Here is a 17,240-nt window from a genome sequence, read left to right on the forward strand (position 1 = left end):
GCCGGCAGAGCGTTTGAACATGGCGCACGTGCACGAGGTTGTCCGCACGGCGCGGGCCGTGACGGAACAGCTCGGCGGCATGCCATAAACCTTCATCGCCGAGGCGTTCCTGCTCAGCTTAGGGCCGATAGCCGTTGGAAGCGGCGCCAGGGTAAGGGGAGTGGCCCGTGAATGCCTGACGAGCCCGGTTGGCTGCGCCAGGCCAGTCTACCTCTATCACTCTAGGTTCTGCGCCTGCTCGCGCATTTGTTCGATAAGCAGTTTCAGGTCCATCGCAGCGCGGGTGACTTCCAGGCTGCCCGCCTTGGAGCCGAGGGTATTGGCTTCACGGTTCATTTCCTGGAACAGGAAGTCCAGGCGTTTGCCGGCGCTGCCCTTGGACTGGGCTTTGCCGCCCGGTTTGCCGCCGCCCTCGGTCAGCAGATGACGCAGTTCGTCCAGGTGCGAGCGCAGGCGCGAGAGTTCTTCGGCGACGTCGATGCGCAGGGCGAACAGCCCGGCTTCCTGGGCGACTCGTTCGCTTAGTTCGGCGCCGCTGATGTGCGCAAAGCCGCCGGGGAAGGCGGCTTCGAGGCTTTCGCGCAGTTTGGTGGCGAGTTTTTCGCGGTGCTCAGCCAACAATTGGGGCAGATGGGCTTCAACGAGATCGACGATGCCTCCGACGCCTTCGGCGCATTCGCGCATCATGGCGGCCAGACGCTCGCCTTCGCGCTTGCGGCCCTCCTGTAACTGGCTGAGCGCCTGTTGGCCGGCGCTGAGGCAGGCGGCGCCCCAGATCTGCGGGTCGAGCGCGTCATTGCCGCGTTGGCCAGGCCAATTGAACAGTTCCACCAGGCGCGGGGCGCCGACTTCGGGCAGAACACGCCGCGCCGCCTCCAGTTGTTCGGCCAGACGTCCCAGCCATTCGGGGTCGAGCTGTGTGACTTCGGCGCTGGCATTGCGCGTGAAGCTCACGCGGACTTCGACCTTGCCCCGGGCCAGTTGGCTGGTCAGCAATTCCCGCAGCGGAGTCTCGGTGTGGCGCAGTTCGTCGGGCAGGCGGAAATAAAGATCGAGAAACCGGCTGTTTACGCTGCGCAGTTCAAGCGAGAGAGAGCCTTGTTCGAGATCGACACGGGCGTTGCCGAACGCGGTCATGCTGCGAATCATGATGGATATTCCTGGAAATACGAGGGCATGCGCCCTGAAAGATGCCGGCAGGATAACCGAAGAACCTTACCCCACACGTACAATCACGCCATTCCGTTCTGCTTTGGCCTTTTTTTGGAGTGTGCCATGACGACTTCCGACCTCTCCCTGCGCGCTGATGGCCGTGCTGTCGATACGCTGCGCGCCTTCAGCCTCAAGCGCGGATTCACGCGCTATGCCGAAGGCTCCGTGCTGGTCGTGGCGGGCAACACACAGGTCTTGTGCACGGCCAGCGTGCTCGAAAAAGTGCCGCCTTTTCTCAAGGGCAAGGGCGAGGGTTGGGTAACGGCCGAATACGGTATGTTGCCGCGCGCCACCCATACGCGCGGCGATCGCGAGGCCGCACGCGGCAAGCAGAGCGGCCGGACGCAGGAAATCCAGCGCCTTATCGGACGCAGTCTGAGGGCGGTGTTTGATCTGAAGGCGCTGGGCGAGCGCACGCTGCATCTTGATTGCGATGTGTTGCAGGCCGACGGCGGCACGCGCTGCGCCAGCATCACCGGCGCCTGGGTGGCGGCCGCCGATGCGGTGGCTTTGCTGATGGAGCGTGGCCTTTTGACGCAGAACCCGATCCGCGATCATGTGGCCGCCGTGTCGGTGGGCCTGGTGGGCGGGCGCGCCGTGCTTGACCTGAACTACGAAGAAGATTCGGCCTGCGAAGCGGATGTGAACGTCATCATGACCGGCGCGGGCGCCTTTGTGGAAGTGCAGGGCACTGGCGAGGAGGCGACCTTCACGCGGGCTCAGCTCGATACCATGCTGACGCTGGCCGAAGGCGGCATCGCCAAGCTGGTGGCCGAACAGCGCGCGGCGCGGGCCTAGGTCCGGCCTGCGCGGGCCTGCTGCTTTTCGAGAAGAAGCGCGGCAGGCTCAGCCCGCTCGGCCACATAGGCCAGAATCATATTGCCCGAAATGGGCGGCGAGGGGCTCTCTGCAAGAGGGAAAGGCCTGGTGGCGGCGCCGGCCTGGCCGGTGATACCGCAGCTGTTCGCGGCAGTGCCCGTCCTGCTGATGTCAAGAAATTGCCATTGTTGACCAGGATAATCAAGCGCAACGCGCCCGGGACGATAGGGGGCCTTTGCCTTGGATGGCTATGACTAAGAATCTGCGGGTCGCGACGGCCCTGACCTCAACAATGGCGGTCTTTGTTTTGCTGTTTGTCGTGGCCGCCGCCGCAGGGCTTGTGGTGTTGCGTGATAACCGTACACAGATAGCGGCTTTGGGCCGAGGCAATATTGAGCGCGCCAATGCCTTGAGTGACACCACGGCCCGGTTGTTTCAGGCGCGGGCGCTATTGACCGACGCCAAAACCTATATGGAAGGCGGTCTCGAAGCTGACCGTAATGCCGCATTGGCGCGCGCCGAGGCCGTGCTCAAACAGGCGAATGAGAGCGCAGGGCGCCTGCGCGCCATTCCCGATGCAGGCGAGGCGCATTATGACGCTGTGCTCGCGGCCTATGTCAATCTGGCGGACAAGGCGCTCGCACCGCTAGCCGTGGCCATCAAGGCTTGGAACGGGATTCAGGCCAATCAGCTCAGTGTAAAAACGCTGCCTGCCGCGACCGAAAGCTATATGACGGCCGTAGACGCTTATCAAGGACTGGCCCGGGCGCAGGGCCGAGAGATGCTGGACCAGGCCGGACAGCGGGTGGATCGGGCCGGGGTGGCTGCTGTCCTGCTGCTGGCCGCCGTGGCTGCACTGGCGCTGCTGATCCGCCTCTACTTTCGCCTTGCGGTGCTGCGGCCATTGACCGAGGCCGGCCATCATTTCGAGCGGATGGCCGACGGTGACCTCACCGCCGCGATCGCCAGGCGCGGCGACAACGAGGTGGGCGTGCTGTACCGCGCCATGGATCGCATGCAGGGCGGGTTGACACAGGCGGTGGCCAGCGTGCGTGGCGGGGTTGAGGCCATACACGAAGGTGTTAGTGAGATCGCCCATGGGGCAGGCCATATGTCCACGCGCGCAGCGCGCCAGGCCGCGACCTTGCAGGAAACGGCCGCCAGCATGTCGGGGTTGGCGAACACGGTGAGGCAGACCGCGCACAACGCCGACGAAGCTAGCCGTCAGGCCGAGGGCGCCTCGCGTCTGGCGCGCGAGGGCGGCGGCGCGGTCAACGACGCCGTGCGCAGCATGCAGGAAATTGCGACCTCCGCCGAGCGTATCGGCGAGATTGTGGGCGTGGTCGACAGCATTGCTTTCCAGACCAATATCCTGGCTCTGAACGCGGCTGTCGAGGCGGCGCGTGCCGGCGAGCAGGGTAGGGGTTTTGCGGTCGTTGCCGTCGAAGTCCGCGCCCTGGCGCAGCGCAGCGCGCAAGCCGCGCGCGAGATCAAAGCGCTGATCGAGGCCTCAAGCGAACGCGTGGCGCTGGGCTCGCGCCATGTCTCGCAGGCCGGCAGCGCCATGGACGCCATGGTGTCGGCGGTGGATTGCGTCATGCTGCGGGTCGGGGATATTTCGCGCGCTAGCGCCGAGCAGGCTGCCGGGATCGCCGCCGTGAATCTGGCCATGGCCGAGGTAGATCGAGGCACGCAGGAGAACGCAGCGATGGCTAAAGAGACGGCGGCGGCCGCGATGGCGCTGGAAAGCGAGGCGCAGAGGTTGCGCACGGCGGTGTCGGTGTTCCGCCTGCGCGATGGCCAATCCCAGGATTCAGCGCGGAGGGCGGTAGGTTTCCAACACCATGGGCAGGTTCCCATGCTTGACCTTGTGCTTGACGTGGGCGGCCGCTGAGGCGATGTCTTCAGGCCGCACGCGCTTGCTGCTCGCCCTATCGGTCAGCAGCGCGGGTTGCACCAGCAGGGCGCCGATGCCTAGCGTCACAAAGGGAAAAAAACGCAGGCTGCCGTAGCGGTCTTCGGCATGGATGCCGCCTTGCTTGCGCCCCTGGCCGTCATAGAGCCCGACGGCGCGCTCATTGAATTCTTCGATTGTGCGTGACAGCCGTTCCTGCCAGTCAGGGCTGCGCAGGGCGACGATAAAGTCGTCGCCACCCACATGGCCCACGAAGTCGCGCTGAGCGTCGCAATGGCGCTTGATGGTTTCGGCGCAGAGCAGAATCATGTCATCGCCGCGCCAATAGCCATAGACGTCATTGAAGGGCTTGAAATTGTTCAGATCGGCATAGCCGATCACGAACTCGCCTGGGCTGTCCAGCAACTGGGCAATGTGTTTGCTGATGGGGATGTTGCCGGGCAGCGCGGTGAGTGGATTGGCGTACCGCGCCGCCTCCAGACGGATTTCCGTCACCGAGCGCACCAGGGCCTCGCCCGTGCCCAGGCCGTCGTAGCGGCTGTGGCGCGTGACGACGAAGCCATCTGCCAGATAACGCTGGTCTTCGGAGGTTAAGACGTGGCTGAGCTGGTCGATGGAGGCGCCGATATCGACCAGCACCGGCTCGGCGTTCATAAAGGTGTCGCAGCGGTTGCGGCCAAAGAGATCGCGGGTGTAGCGCTGCGCATAGTGTTCGAGAAAGTCGCGGCGGTTGATGATGCCGATGGGGCGGTCCTGATCGTCCAGCACCGCCAGCGAGTGCAGGTGGCGCTGTTCCTGAAACAGGCGGTGAACGTCATCATTGCTATGCCTGTTCAGATAGACGGCCGGGGCCTCGACCCGCAGATCCAGGGCCGTGCGGCCTGAGCCCGCAGTGTTGGCCGCGCGTGGGGCAAGCGGCAATGTCGACGCCAGCGCGGCAGGCAAACCGTAGGCCGCTTCGTGCTGCGGGTGGCCCAGGCACCAGCCTTGCGCGTAACGGATGCCGAGATCCCCGATGATGAGCAGGTCTTCCTGAGTTTCGATGCCCTCGGCGACGATGGCGGTATTCAACTGCTGCGCAACCGCGACCATGCCGCGCACAACGGCCAGCCGGTTTGCATCGCGGTGGATGTCGCGAAAGAAATAGCGGTCGATTTTCACCAGATCCGGGCGCAGCTCCATCCAAAGTTGCAGCGAGGCGTGGCCGACGCCGTAGTCATCCAGCGCCAGCTTCATGCCGGATTGGCGCAGGCATTGCAGCGCCTGGCGCAGCGTGGCGAGGTCTTCGGATTCGGGGTTATGGTCGGTCAGTTCGATCACGATGCGCGAAGCCGTCAGGCCGGTATCGCCCAGCAGACGCTGCGGCAAATCCCGGCCCCAGCGCTCCCAATAGTCGATAATGGCCGAGCCCGACAGGTTGAGGAATAGTTTGCCGTCTCCGGTCTGGCGTGCGTAGTTTGCCGCGCCTGCACGAAAACACTCCCACTCCAGTTCATGGCGCAAGCCCGTGCGGCGCGCTGCGGCGAACAGCGCGTCGGGCAGGTGCAGCGGACTGCCTGCCGGCCCTCGGATCAGGCTCTCATGCTCGTGGACCCGGCCCTGGCTCAGATCGACCAAGGGCTGATAGCAGGGTTGCAGCATGCGCCGCTGGATCAGCCAGGGCAGGTGGGCAATAGATGTTGTCGAGGCGGGCTGGGCGTTCATGCTTGGCATCGCGAAGCGCCGCTGTCAGCGGCAGAGCCTGCATCATGACTAGGCTTCATTTCCGGCTTGTTTCAATTTGTCATGCTTCGTGGCGAAGTCACCCAGGCTTAGCCGGCGATTACAATAGCGGCTATGTTTGCAGCTACCTCATCTCCATTGCGCCGCGTTGTGCTGGCGTCGAATAATCCGGGCAAATTGCGTGAATTCGCGGCGCTTTTTGCTCCCTTAGGCATTGAGCTCGTGCCGCAGGGCGACCTGGGCGTGTCCGAAGCCGAAGAGCCGCATGTCACCTTTGTCGAGAACGCCTTGGCCAAGGCGCGCCACGCCAGTCTGGCGACCGGCTTGCCGGCCCTGGCCGACGATTCCGGCTTGTGCGTACATGCTCTGGGCGGCGCGCCCGGCGTGTATTCCGCCCGTTTCGCGCAGCGCGAAACAGGCGCGGCCAAGAGCGATGCCGCCAATAATGCTTTACTGCTGGAACGCATGCAGGGTCAGGCCGACCGGCGCGCCTGGTATGTCGCCTTGCTGGTGCTGGTGCGTCATGCGGATGACCCCTGTCCTTTGATCGGGGAGGGGCATTGGCATGGCGAGATCGCGCTGGCTCCTGCCGGAGCCCATGGCTTTGGCTACGATCCTTATTTCTATTTGCCGGATCTGGACCGCAGCGCCGCCCAATTGCCCCCCGAAGAAAAGAACGCTGTCAGCCACCGCGCCCGCGCCCTGCGTGAGCTGTTGGGCAAACTGAGCGCGATCTGAGCGCTGCAATATGGCCATCACCATTCCGATCCGCAGCGCTGCGCCGCTCAAGTCCTCCATTCTCGTGCCGGCTGGCGCCGCGCTAACCAGCCTGCCGCCGCTATCGGTTTACGTGCATGTGCCCTGGTGTGTGCGCAAATGCCCCTATTGCGACTTCAATTCCCATGCGATGCCGGGGCAGGACATCCCCGAACGCGCCTATCTTGATGCCTTGCGCGCCGATCTCGAGCAGGCGGTTCCGCTGGTATGGGGGCGTCAGGTCATCTCTGTTTTTATCGGCGGAGGCACGCCCAGCCTGTTGTCGGCCGCCGGTCTGGATGAACTGCTCGCCATGCTGCGGGCCTGTCTCAATCTGCTGCCGGATGCAGAGATCACGATGGAGGCCAATCCCGGCACGGCGGAAGCCAGCCGTTTTCTTGATTACGCAGCGAGCGGCGTGACGCGTTTTTCCCTGGGCATCCAGAGTTTTGACGACGCCCAGCTGCACAAGCTGGGCCGCATTCACGATTCGGCTCAGGCGCGCGCGGCGATCGAGATGGCGCAGCGCGCCGTATCGCGGGTCAATCTGGATGTGATGTTCGCCTTGCCGGGACAGGACATCAATGCCTGTGTGGCCGATCTGCGCGAGGCGCTGTCTTTCGGCACCGAGCATTTATCGCTCTATCACCTGACCCTGGAGCCGAACACGGTATTTGCCAAGTACCCGCCCGAGCTGCCCGATGACGATGATAGCGCCGCCATGCAAGACGCTGTCGAAGCCACGCTGGCCGATGCGGGGCTGGCGCGTTACGAAGTCTCGGCCTATGCCCGGCAGGGTGCCCGCTGCAAGCACAATGTGAATTATTGGGAGTTTGGCGACTATCTCGGCCTGGGGCCGGGCGCTCACGGTAAGCTGTCTTTTCATGACCGCATCGTGCGCGAAGCGCGTCATCGTAATCCGGAGTCCTGGATGCAGCGGGCGATGGCCCGCGATGGCAGCCATGTCGCTGAAAACCGCCAGGTCGGGCCTGATGAGCTGCCTTTCGAGTTCATGCTCAATGCCTTGCGCCTCAAAGACGGGGTGGCGGCCAGCAGCTTTTCGGAGCGCACCGGTTTGTCTTTGGCCGCTATCGCGCACCAGCTGGATGCGGCCAGCCAGCGGGGCCTGCTCGACGCGGACCCGACCCGTTTGCGGGCGACTGCACTGGGTTGGCGCTTTCTCAATGATTTGCAGGAAATCTTTCTGTAATGGTTTGGCACCACGATAGGGCGTTTATGCCCTATCTTTTGCACCATAATGGTGCTTAATTGAGCGTTAAATGGTCTGTTTCTCGGGGTTGCCCTTGAACTAAACCTGGCACGCATCTTGCTTTGATTCTGGATGCTTGTCGGGCGCTATGCCCGTGACGCTTTTATCCAATGGAGATGACATGGCAAGCCCCCAAGACGTAATCAAACTGATCGCCGACAACGAAGTCAAATTCGTGGACTTCCGATTCACCGACACGCTTGGCCGTGAGCACCACGTCTCGGTGCCGGCTCACACCGTCGATGAAGAAAAGCTCGAGGCAGGTCAGGCTTTCGACGGTTCGTCGATTCCGGGCTGGAAGGGTATCGAAGCTTCCGACATGCTGCTCATCCCTGATGTGGCCACCGCCAATCTGGACCCCTTCCGCGAAGAAACGACGCTGATCCTGAGCTGCGACGTCGTCGAGCCCTCCGACATGAAGGGCTATGACTGCGATCCGCGTTCGATCGCCAAGCGCGCCGAAGCTTATCTCAAGTCCTCCGGCCTGGGCGACACCGCTTTCTTCGGTCCGGAACCCGAATTCTTTGTCTTCGACGGCGTGACCTGGAACACGGACATGTCGGGCACCTTCGTGAAGATCAAGTCGGAAGAGGCCCCCTGGTCGACCGGCCTGGAATTCGAAGGCGGCAACATGGGCCACCGTCCGGGCGTCAAGGGCGGCTATTTCCCCGTCCCGCCGGTCGATTCCTTCCAGGACATGCGTTCCGAAATGTGCCTGCTCATGGAGCAGATGGGTGTGCCGGTCGAAGTGCACCACCATGAAGTGGCGGCCCCCGGCCAGTTGGAAATCGGCACCAAGTTCAGCACGCTGGTGACCCGCGCCGACTGGAACCAGATCATGAAGTACGTGATTCATAACGTGGCTCATGCCTATGGCAAGACCGCAACCTTCATGCCCAAGCCCATCGTCGGCGACAACGGTTCCGGCATGCACGTGCACCAGTCCATCTGGAAGGACGGCCAAAACCTGTTCGCAGGCAATGGCTACGCTGGCTTGTCTGATTTCGCCCTGTACTACATCGGCGGCATCATCAAGCACGCCCGTGCCCTGAACGCCATCACCAACCCCGGCACGAACTCCTACAAGCGTCTGGTGCCGCACTTCGAAGCGCCGGTCAAGCTGGCTTACTCGGCCCGCAACCGCTCGGCTTCGATCCGCATCCCTTACGTGGGCAACCCCAAGGCCCGCCGTATCGAAAGCCGCTTCCCGGACCCGCTGGCCAACCCCTACCTGGCTTTCTCGGCCCTGATGATGGCGGGTCTGGACGGTGTGCAGAACAAGATTCACCCCGGCGATCCGGCCGACAAGAATCTGTACGATCTGCCGCCGGAAGAAGACGCCAAGATCCCGACCGTGTGCGCCTCGCTCGAAGAAGCGCTGGCTGCGCTCGACAAGGACCGCGAGTTCCTGACCCGTGGTGGCGTGTTCAGCAATGAAATGCTGGATGCCTACATCGAGCTCAAGATGGGTGAAGTCACGCGTCTGCGCATGACGACCCATCCCGTGGAGTTCGACATGTACTACAGCCTGTAATGCTCTAAGGCTGAAGGCCCCGGCCCGCCTTGGTGCGGCCGGGTCTGTAAGGGGCGATGCCTGCGGGCTCGCCCCGCCCCGGAGCCGTGCATAATGAATGTCGAAGCTTTTGAGTTGCTCGCCACCTCCGTTTTGCTGTTGGACGGAAATGGCCATATCGTATATGCCAACGCCTCCGCCGAAGACCTGTTCGGCCGTTCCCGCAAGCAATTGCGTGGATACGCAGCGCCCACACTCTTTGACCAGCCCCAAGCGCTTCAGAACTCGATAGACAGTGCCGTCGCCGGCAAGTTTGCGGACGTGCGTCAGCTCCTGTCCCTGCGTCGCGCCACGGATTCCATCGAGGTGACCGTCACGACGGTTTGCTGTCCTGCTCAGCAATGGCCCGTGCTGCTGGAAATCCGTGAAATCGAACAGCGCGTCCTGGCGGACCGTAATCACCGTCTCGTCGATGAGATCGACGCTCACCGTGAGCTGCTGCGTAATCTCGCGCACGAAGTGAAAAATCCGTTGGGCGGCTTGCGTGGCGCGGCCCAATTGCTCGAGGCGGAATTGCCCAGCGCGGCCCTGGCCGAGTACACGCAAGTCATCATCTCGGAAGCCGATCGCCTGCAAGCGCTGGTGGATCGTCTGAGTGGGCCGCAGCGGGTTCCGCTCAATGCCCGGCCGGTCAATATCCACGAAATATGCGAGCGTGTTTGCGCCCTTATTCAGGCGGAGTTCCGCGATGACGTCGGTCTGGTGCGCGATTACGATGCCTCGGTGCCGGATTTGCAGGGTGACGCGGCCCGGCTTATGCAAGCTGTGCTCAACGTAGCCCGTAACGCGGCACAGGAGCTGGTGTTGCAGCATGCCCGACCCGATGTACCGCGCGGCCAGATCACCCTGCGCACGCGGGTGGCGCGTCAAGTCATGCTGGCTCATCGCCAGCATCGTCTGGCGCTGGTGCTGTCCATCATCGATAACGGTCCAGGCGTGCCTGAGCATATCCGTGATCGTATTTTTCACCCCTTGGTCACCGCCCGCGCGGGCGGAACTGGCCTGGGCCTGAGTCTGGCCCAGGACTTTGTGCAGCAGCACGGCGGCATCATCGAATTTGAATCCCGGCCACGGCATACCGAGTTCCGCCTGGTCCTCCCGATGGAGCCCCTTTGATGAAACCCGTATGGATCGTTGATGACGATCAGGCCATCCGCTGGGTGCTTGAGAAAGCGCTGGCCCGCGCGGGCATTCCCACGCGCAGCTTTTCCCAGGCTGGCGATGTGCTCGACGCCTTGGAGCGCGACACGCCGTCGGTGCTGGTTTCCGATATCCGCATGCCGGGCGGGGATGGTCTAGAGCTGCTGCGCCGGATCAAGGAGCATCATGCGGCCCTGCCCGTCATCGTCATGACCGCGTTTGCGGACCTCGACAGCACGGTATCGGCCTTCCAGCGCGGCGCCTTTGATTACCTAGCCAAGCCTTTTGACGTCAACGAAGCCGTCGCCCTGATCCAGCGCGCCATGCAGGAAGTCGCGCCCGAAGCGGCCGCCGAGCCGGTCGCCAGCGACCGCTACATGATGACGCAATCGTCATCGACCGCCATGCAAGAGGTGTTCCGCGCCATAGGTCGCCTCGCCCAGTCCAAGGTAACGGTCTTGATCACGGGCGAGTCCGGCACGGGTAAAGAGCTTGTGGCGCGCGCTCTGCATGGCCACGGGGCTCGCGCCAGCGGCCCCTTCGTGGCGCTGAACGCCGCCGCCATTCCGCGCGACCTGCTGGAGGCCGAATTGTTCGGCCATGAGCGCGGAGCCTTCACCGGCGCCAATACCTTGCGTCGGGGGCGCTTTGAAGAAGCCCATGGCGGCACGCTTTTTCTCGATGAAATCGGCGATATGCCCATCGAGTTGCAAACCCGCTTGCTGCGCGTTTTGGCCGAAGGCAGCTTTTACCGTGTTGGCGGCTCTCAGCCCGTGCGGGTAGATGTGCGCATCGTTGCCGCCACGCACCAGCCGCTGGAGCGGCGCGTGGAGCAGGGCTTGTTCCGCGAAGACCTGTTCCATCGTCTGAACGTGATACGGCTGCGCCTGCCTCCCCTGCGTGAGCGTACCGAGGACATTCCCGCCCTGGCCAACCATTTTCTGATCGCCAGCGCGCGTTCGCTGGGCGTGCCCGTCAAGCGCCTGACACCGGAAGCCATCACGGCGCTCACCCGCTTCGATTTTCCGGGCAATGTGCGCCAGTTGGAGAACTTCTGTCATTGGCTCACCGTCATGGCGCCGGGGCAGACTGTAGACCGCAATGATCTGCCGCCCGAGATCCGGGCGATGGAGCACGCTACGCCCGATGTGCCGCTGCGTGTCGTGGGTAACCGGCCCAATCCGCAGTTTTCGGCAGTGCTGTCCAGCCCTGCCGCTGAGGAAGCCTCTCCTCGCAACTGGCAGGAAGCGCTGCTGCGCGACGCGCAATTCCGTCTTGAGCGCGGCGAGCCGGCCGTCATGGCCACGCTGACGCGGCAGTTCGAGAAAATCCTGCTGCAAAGCGCGCTGGACGCCAGCCGTGGCCGCCGCGTCGAGGCCGCCTCCCGTCTGGGCATAGGCCGCAACACCATCACCCGCAAGCTGCGCGAGCTGGGCATCGCCGATGAATAAGCCCATCCCTTTCCTTCAATCCAAGGCCGCTTCCCAAGCGGCTTTGCGCTGCTGCGCCGGGGTGAAAGACGGCGGTATGCGGGCGCTTGCATGAGGCTGGCGCTAGGCGCCGCGATGGTCTTCCAGACGGTCGCGAAGGCTTATTCCGTCGAGACGCCCAACAAACGTTCGCAAAGACGGGGCGACTTGAGTTTGTCCAGCCACCAGTTCAGCGCCTGACCGGGATGCTCCGGGCGCCATGCATAAAGCACTTGTTCGGTTGGAGGCGGCAGGTTTTCAGTGGCGCATACGACGAGCTGGCCCTCGGTAATGGCCTTGGCCGCCCGTGTCAGCGGCAGGTGTCCGCAGCCCAGTCCGCGTATCTGCGCTTCGATTTTGGCGCGCATATTGGGCATGACCATGATATCGCGGGTGGGCAAGAGGCCGCGGCTGCGCGGCGGCAGGTCGCGTGAGGTATCGGCCACGACAATGGCCGTATATTGGGCGATATCCTGCTCGGTAAGCGCGCGGCCCAGCCTGGCCAGCGGGTGCTGCGGTGCGACACAGAAGCCAAACTGGGTCTGACCCATTGCGACGCTGCGGTAGCCGCCTGAGGGCGCGCCGGATGCATCGGCGCCGATGATGAGGTCCGCGCGGCCTGCCGCCAGCGCATCCCAGGCGCCGCCTAGCACCTCTTCAGACAGCCGCAGACTGGTGCCGCTTTGCAAAGCCTGGAAATCTCGCATCAGATCGAATAAGGGCTCGATGGGCAGCACGGCGCTGATGGCAATGCGCAGCTCGACCTCCCAGCCGGTGGCAATACGCTTGACGCGGCAAGCCAGATCATCGAGGCTGTGCAGCAGGTGGCGGCCGTCTCGCAGCAACATCTGCCCGGCCGGAGTCAGTTGAGCCCGATGGCCAGAGCGATCAAAGAGCAGGGCGTCCAGGCTGTCCTCGAGTTTGCGCACGGCGTAGGTGACGGCCGAAGGCACCTTGCCCAGCTCGCGCGCAGCGCGCGCAAAGCTGCCGTGGCGGGCAATGGCATCGACCATGAGCAAGAGCTCCGGGGTGATGGCGCCGATGGAGGGCGGGGTGACACGAGAAAGGGTCATGATCGTTCAAAATTTTTGAATGATTGCTTCAATTCTACTGGTCTAAAAGTCGCAGTCAAACGCGCACAATGGTTTCCATGCAGTGAACGCCGCCGGTTGGCGACGGTCGTCAAGGCCGTTCATATTATTGGAATAAGGAGCGCATCATGATTACCCTTCGTCCCGCCGCAGCACGCGGTCATGCCAATCACGGCTGGTTGGACAGCCATCATTCCTTCTCGTTTGCCAACTACTACGATCCGGCCCATATGGGGTTTGGCCCGCTGCGCGTCATCAATGATGATCGCATTGCTGCCGGTCGCGGCTTTGGCACCCATGGCCATCGCGACATGGAGATCATTACCTATGTGCTGGAAGGCGCGGTAGCGCACAAAGACAGCATGGGATCGGGCTCGACGATTCGCCCTGGCGATCTGCAACGCATGAGCGCTGGCCGGGGAGTGCTGCACTCCGAGTTCAATCCGCAGCCCGATGCCGCCACGCATTTGCTCCAGATCTGGATTGAGCCGGATGTGACCGGCATTGAGCCCGAGTACGAACAAAAGACCTTCGACGATGCCAGCAAGCGCGGCAGGCTCTGCCAGATGGCGTCGCCCGATGGCGCTGAAGAATCGTTGCGCATCCACCAGAATGCGCGCTTGTACGCAGGGCTATTCGATGGCGCGGAACAGGCCAGCTTGACGCTGGCCGCCGGCCGCCGCGCCTGGGTGCAGGTCGCAAGGGGCAGCCTGACGGTCAATGGCCATGCGCTCCAGGCTGGTGACGGGATGGCGCTGGTGGCGGAAGACGCCGTGCACCTGCGGGATGGTGATGGGGCTGAAGTGCTGGTGTTCGATCTGCCTTGAGCAGCCGGGTGTTTCACTTTTCGATAGGGAGCCGCTTATGTCCGGTCCTGTAAACAGTCTGGAGACGATCGTCGTGCCGCGCAGCAGCGATCTGGGCGGGTTCGAGGTGCGCCGCGCCCTGCCTTCCGCTCAGCGACGGGCAATCGGTCCCTTTGTCTTTCTGGACGAAATGGGGCCGGCCAGTTTTGCGGCCGGAACCGGTCTCGATGTGCGGCCCCATCCCCACATCGGGCTCGCCACCGTGACCTATCTCTACGAGGGCAATATCGTCCACCGCGATAGCGCAGGCCATGTCCAGACGATTCTGCCTGGCGAGGTGAACTGGATGACGGCGGGCCGAGGCATCGTGCATTCTGAGCGCATGTCGCCGCAAAGCCGCCGGTCCGGCCAGCGCTTGGCCGGCCTACAGCTTTGGGTCGGGCTCATGAAGGCCCATGAAGAGTGCGAGCCGGGCTTTGCTCACTACGGACGCCAAGCGCAGGCAGTCATCGAAGGCGAGGGGGTAAACCTGCAACTGGTGGCGGGCAGCCTCTTTGGTCAGACCTCGCAAGTGCCGACCTTATCGCCCCTGTTCTATGGCGATGTGCAGATGCAGGCGGGCGCCCGTCTGCATCTGCCAGCCGAGTATGAAGAGCGCGGTGCCTATCTGGTCCAGGGCGAGCTTGAGGTGGACGGTCAGGTATTCGAGCCAGGACGCTTGCTAGTCTTCAAGGCGGGCTGTCCGGTGACTCTGCGGGCGCGCACTGCGGCGCGCTTTGCCGTCTTGGGTGGCGAGCCATTGGATGGCCCGCGTTTTATCTGGTGGAACTTCGTGTCCAGCAGCAAAGACCGTATCGAGCAAGCCAAGGCCGATTGGCTGCGCAACCGCTTTGATCAAGTCGTGCCGGGCGATGAAACGGAGTTTGTTCCATTACCTTCACCGCGCCCGCCCCGGGCGTAGGCGGCTTCGCGTTGGGCTTGCAGGGCTTCGCGCCGGATATAGCCGCTCACGAACTCGGAGGCGGGGGCATGGCGCAGCTTGTAGGGCGTATCCCATTGCGCCAGCCGTCCGGCCTGCATGATGCCTATGCGATCAGCGATGGCGAAGGCTTCGGCCTGATTGTGCGTGACCAGGATGGCGGTGTGGCCCGTCGCCTTGAGAATGTCACGCACCTCGAAGGCCAGGCGTTCGCGGGTATCGACGTCCAGATTGGAAAAAGGTTCGTCCAGCAACAGCAGTTCGGGCGAAGGCGCCAGCGCACGGGCCAGCGCGACGCGCTGTTGTTGACCCCCTGAAATTTCGTGGGGATAGCTCTGGGCAGCCTGTTCCAGTCCGACCAGCTCCAGCATTTCCGTGACGCGTTGGGCTTGTTTCTCCTTGGGCAAGCGGCGCAGGCCGAAGGCCACGTTCTGCGCTACGGTCAGATGTGGAAACAGCGCGTAGTCCTGGAACATCATGCCGACATTGCGTTTCTCTGGCACGATTTGTGTCGTGGTGGACGACAGCAAGCGACCCCCCAGAGAAATACGACCCGCGCGCAGCGGTTCAAAGCCCGCGATGGCACGCAGCGCCGTGGTCTTGCCGCAGCCGGATTCGCCCAGCAGGCAGCCAATCTGGCCTGCGGGCAGGCCGAAGCTGAGGTCTTGAACGACGGTTTTCAGGCCCTGCGGCGTGTCATAGCCCAAGACGAGATGTTCAAGTTCGAGGAAATCGGGCACAGCGTCAACGTCCTATCTTGAGATGGGTGCGTGCAAGCAGAATAACCGGCGCCAGACCGGCCAGCACGATGGCCAGGGCGGCCACCGCGCCTTCTTCGTAGGTGCCGCGCGCCGCTTCGGCATAAAGCCAGGTCGCCAGGGTGTCGAAGTTCATGGGCCGCAGCAGCAGCGTGGCGGGCAGCTCTTTCATGGTATCGACAAAAACGAGTAGCGCAGCGGCGGCCAGCGCAGGACGCAATAAGGGCAGGTGCACGCGGCGCAGGGTGCTGCTGGCGTTCTCACCGAGCAGGCGCGAGACCTGTTCCAACGATGGGGGTATGCGGGCCAGGCCAGCCTCGACGCCGCCTGCTGAAATCGCCAGAAAACGGATGGTGTAAGCACAGATCAGGGCCGCCATGCTGCCCATGAGCAACATGCCGGGCAGGCCCAGTAGCTGACCGGCCGCGCGGTCTATCCAGGCAAACGGCGTGAGCAGGCCAATCGCGAGCACAGTACCCGGTACGGCATAGCCCAGACTGGCGATGCGAGTGCCAGCCCGCGCCAGCCCGCCGCCTGCGCTCAGGTTGCGCGAGGCCCAGGCCACGGTCAGACCGCAGAGCAGGGTGATGAGGGTGGCGCTTGCCGCGACCATCAGCGTGTTGCCCAGACTGCTAAGCAATTGTCCCGACACCCCGCCCACCAGATGCAGGCGTTTATAGGTTTCTGCCAGCAGATACAGCGCGGGTGCGGCAAACCCCAGCACCACAGGAATCCAGCCCAGTACGATGGCGGCGCAAGCGCTTGCACCGCGCAGGCGTTGCGCTTGCATGGGCCGCATGCGTTGCGTATTGGCGTAACGCTGGCGTTTGCGTCCCCGTCGCTCAAGCCAGAGCAGCGCGATCACGAAGGCCAGCATGGTCAGCGCGATCTGGGCGGCGCCTGCCAGGTCCGAGCGGGTGATCCAGGTGGTGTAGACCGACACGGTAAGCGTCTGCACGCCCAGGAATTCAGAGGCGCCGATGTCGTTGAGCGTTTCCAGCAAGGCCAGGCTGACGCCGACGGCGATGGCCGGGCGTGCGAGCGGCAAGGCCACTCGGAAGAACACGCCCAGACGCGAGGCGCCGAGCGTGCGCGCGGCCTCTATCAGGCTGGCCGCCTGCGTCATGAACATGACGCGGGTGCTCAGGTAGACATAGGGGTAGAGCACGAAACCCAGAACGAAAATGGCTCCGCCCAGGGACCGCAAATCGGGAAGCCGGAACTGCCGCGGGCTATCAAAGCCCAGCACGCTGCGGATGAGCGACTGCACTGGGCCGATAGGGTGCAGCAGATCCAGGTAGGCGAACGCGATGATGTAGGTGGGGACGGCCAGGGGCAGCAAGAGCGCCCAGGTCAGTATCTTGCGGCTGGGAAAGTCATAAGCGGTCACGAGCCATGCAGCCCCTGTGCCCAGCAGGCACACGAGGGCGCCGACACCGAGCAGCAACAAGCTGGTGTTGGCCAGCGCCTGAGGCAAGACATAGGTGGCCAGGTGACGCCAATGCGACAGGTCAGCATGCAAGGCCCACCAGCCCAGGCTGATCAGCGGGGCCAGAACGGCCAGGGCGATAAGGGCGGCGGCCAGTAACCAGCCGCGTCCACGCAATGCGGCGCCAGCAGGTCGTGCTAGAGAGAGCTTAAACATCATCTGAGAAAGACAAATAGCGGCCGTATGGCCGCCTTGTCAGGAAGTGCTGAAAATCGCCGCAAGATACGCAAGCGCCGGGCTG

The 17,240-nt window shown here is 63.4% G+C and carries 14 protein-coding genes; 9 read left to right on the forward strand and 5 right to left on the reverse strand.

What is annotated here, in order from left to right; all coding sequences use genetic code 11:
* Window positions 1–216: 216 nt before the first annotated feature.
* Window positions 217–1,149 (reverse strand): YicC/YloC family endoribonuclease, encoded by a 933-nt coding sequence (locus U0029_RS08375; protein ID WP_114851994.1) that lies wholly within the window; start codon window positions 1,147–1,149, stop codon window positions 217–219.
* Window positions 1,150–1,275: 126 nt separating this feature from the next.
* Here U0029_RS08375 and rph point away from each other — a divergent pair, with 126 nt between their 5' ends.
* Together rph and U0029_RS08385 are read left to right on the forward strand one after the other, a co-directional pair.
* Complete coding sequence (gene rph, locus U0029_RS08380; protein WP_012417604.1) at window positions 1,276–2,010, forward strand: ribonuclease PH; 735 nt, start codon at window positions 1,276–1,278, stop codon at window positions 2,008–2,010.
* Between the two features lie 271 nt (window positions 2,011–2,281).
* Window positions 2,282–3,925 carry a methyl-accepting chemotaxis protein gene (locus tag U0029_RS08385; protein ID WP_114851995.1) on the forward strand — a complete coding sequence of 548 codons (1,644 nt, stop codon included), beginning with the start codon at window positions 2,282–2,284 and terminating at the stop codon, window positions 3,923–3,925.
* Here the strand turns inward: U0029_RS08385 and U0029_RS08390 are convergent.
* A complete protein-coding gene (locus U0029_RS08390) occupies window positions 3,845–5,650 on the reverse strand; it encodes an EAL domain-containing protein (RefSeq protein WP_114851996.1) in 1,806 nt (601 codons plus the stop codon). The genes U0029_RS08385 and U0029_RS08390 overlap by 81 nt on opposite strands.
* 132 nt (window positions 5,651–5,782) lie before the next feature.
* On the opposite strand from U0029_RS08390, the gene rdgB reads away from it, so the two are divergent.
* The 5 genes from rdgB (at window position 5,783) to ntrC (ending at window position 11,858) form a co-directional block, all read left to right on the forward strand.
* Window positions 5,783–6,406: an RdgB/HAM1 family non-canonical purine NTP pyrophosphatase gene (rdgB, locus tag U0029_RS08395; protein ID WP_039051464.1), complete on the forward strand. Its 624-nt coding sequence runs from the start codon at window positions 5,783–5,785 to the stop codon at window positions 6,404–6,406.
* A 10-nt stretch (window positions 6,407–6,416) separates the two neighbouring features.
* Window positions 6,417–7,634 (forward strand): radical SAM family heme chaperone HemW, encoded by a 1,218-nt coding sequence (hemW, locus tag U0029_RS08400; RefSeq protein WP_012417600.1) that lies wholly within the window; start codon window positions 6,417–6,419, stop codon window positions 7,632–7,634.
* 181 nt (window positions 7,635–7,815) lie between these two features.
* Window positions 7,816–9,228: a type I glutamate--ammonia ligase gene (gene glnA, locus U0029_RS08405; RefSeq protein ID WP_114851997.1), complete on the forward strand. Its 1,413-nt coding sequence runs from the start codon at window positions 7,816–7,818 to the stop codon at window positions 9,226–9,228.
* Between the two features lie 93 nt (window positions 9,229–9,321).
* Window positions 9,322–10,383 carry a nitrogen regulation protein NR(II) gene (glnL, locus tag U0029_RS08410; protein WP_012417598.1) on the forward strand — a complete coding sequence of 354 codons (1,062 nt, stop codon included), beginning with the start codon at window positions 9,322–9,324 and terminating at the stop codon, window positions 10,381–10,383.
* Complete coding sequence (ntrC, locus tag U0029_RS08415; protein WP_114851998.1) at window positions 10,383–11,858, forward strand: nitrogen regulation protein NR(I); 1,476 nt, start codon at window positions 10,383–10,385, stop codon at window positions 11,856–11,858. The genes glnL and ntrC overlap by 1 nt, the downstream gene beginning before the upstream one ends.
* 140 nt (window positions 11,859–11,998) lie before the next feature.
* On the opposite strand, the gene U0029_RS08420 is transcribed toward ntrC, so the two are convergent.
* The gene (locus U0029_RS08420; protein WP_012417596.1) at window positions 11,999–12,949 is read right to left on the reverse strand and encodes a LysR family transcriptional regulator; all 951 of its coding nucleotides are present in this window, start codon (window positions 12,947–12,949) and stop codon (window positions 11,999–12,001) included.
* 146 nt (window positions 12,950–13,095) lie between these two features.
* On the opposite strand from U0029_RS08420, the gene U0029_RS08425 reads away from it, so the two are divergent.
* Window positions 13,096–13,794 (forward strand): pirin family protein, encoded by a 699-nt coding sequence (locus U0029_RS08425; protein ID WP_012417595.1) that lies wholly within the window; start codon window positions 13,096–13,098, stop codon window positions 13,792–13,794.
* 37 nt (window positions 13,795–13,831) lie between these two features.
* A complete protein-coding gene (locus U0029_RS08430; RefSeq protein WP_012417594.1) occupies window positions 13,832–14,734 on the forward strand; it encodes a pirin family protein in 903 nt (300 codons plus the stop codon).
* Here the strand turns inward: U0029_RS08430 and U0029_RS08435 are convergent.
* Together U0029_RS08435 and U0029_RS08440 are read right to left on the reverse strand one after the other, a co-directional pair.
* Window positions 14,668–15,492, reverse strand: coding sequence for an ABC transporter ATP-binding protein (locus tag U0029_RS08435; protein ID WP_049794151.1), 825 nt, complete (start codon window positions 15,490–15,492; stop codon window positions 14,668–14,670). The two genes, U0029_RS08430 and U0029_RS08435, sit on opposite strands and share 67 nt — an antisense overlap.
* 4 nt (window positions 15,493–15,496) lie before the next feature.
* Window positions 15,497–17,155: an ABC transporter permease gene (locus tag U0029_RS08440; RefSeq protein ID WP_012417592.1), complete on the reverse strand. Its 1,659-nt coding sequence runs from the start codon at window positions 17,153–17,155 to the stop codon at window positions 15,497–15,499.
* Between the last annotated feature and the right edge of the window lie 85 nt (window positions 17,156–17,240).

This window comes from Bordetella avium (genome assembly GCF_034424645.1).
Taxonomy (GTDB): domain Bacteria; phylum Pseudomonadota; class Gammaproteobacteria; order Burkholderiales; family Burkholderiaceae_B; genus Bordetella; species Bordetella avium.

What these genes read in the sequence shown, in the direction of transcription:
- rdgB (WP_039051464.1), top strand. Translation starts at nt 5,783, where the DNA reads ATGTTTGCAGCTACCTCATCTCCATTGCGCCGCGTTGTGCTGGCGTCG.
- U0029_RS08430 (WP_012417594.1), top strand. Translation starts at nt 13,832, where the DNA reads ATGTCCGGTCCTGTAAACAGTCTGGAGACGATCGTCGTGCCGCGCAGC.
- glnA (WP_114851997.1), top strand. Translation starts at nt 7,816, where the DNA reads ATGGCAAGCCCCCAAGACGTAATCAAACTGATCGCCGACAACGAAGTC.
- U0029_RS08440 (WP_012417592.1), bottom strand. Translation starts at nt 17,155, where the DNA reads ATGTTTAAGCTCTCTCTAGCACGACCTGCTGGCGCCGCATTGCGTGGA.
- ntrC (WP_114851998.1), top strand. Translation starts at nt 10,383, where the DNA reads ATGAAACCCGTATGGATCGTTGATGACGATCAGGCCATCCGCTGGGTG.
- rph (WP_012417604.1), top strand. Translation starts at nt 1,276, where the DNA reads ATGACGACTTCCGACCTCTCCCTGCGCGCTGATGGCCGTGCTGTCGAT.
- hemW (WP_012417600.1), top strand. Translation starts at nt 6,417, where the DNA reads ATGGCCATCACCATTCCGATCCGCAGCGCTGCGCCGCTCAAGTCCTCC.
- U0029_RS08425 (WP_012417595.1), top strand. Translation starts at nt 13,096, where the DNA reads ATGATTACCCTTCGTCCCGCCGCAGCACGCGGTCATGCCAATCACGGC.
- U0029_RS08420 (WP_012417596.1), bottom strand. Translation starts at nt 12,949, where the DNA reads ATGACCCTTTCTCGTGTCACCCCGCCCTCCATCGGCGCCATCACCCCG.
- U0029_RS08385 (WP_114851995.1), top strand. Translation starts at nt 2,282, where the DNA reads ATGACTAAGAATCTGCGGGTCGCGACGGCCCTGACCTCAACAATGGCG.
- glnL (WP_012417598.1), top strand. Translation starts at nt 9,322, where the DNA reads ATGAATGTCGAAGCTTTTGAGTTGCTCGCCACCTCCGTTTTGCTGTTG.
- U0029_RS08375 (WP_114851994.1), bottom strand. Translation starts at nt 1,149, where the DNA reads ATGATTCGCAGCATGACCGCGTTCGGCAACGCCCGTGTCGATCTCGAA.
- U0029_RS08390 (WP_114851996.1), bottom strand. Translation starts at nt 5,650, where the DNA reads ATGAACGCCCAGCCCGCCTCGACAACATCTATTGCCCACCTGCCCTGG.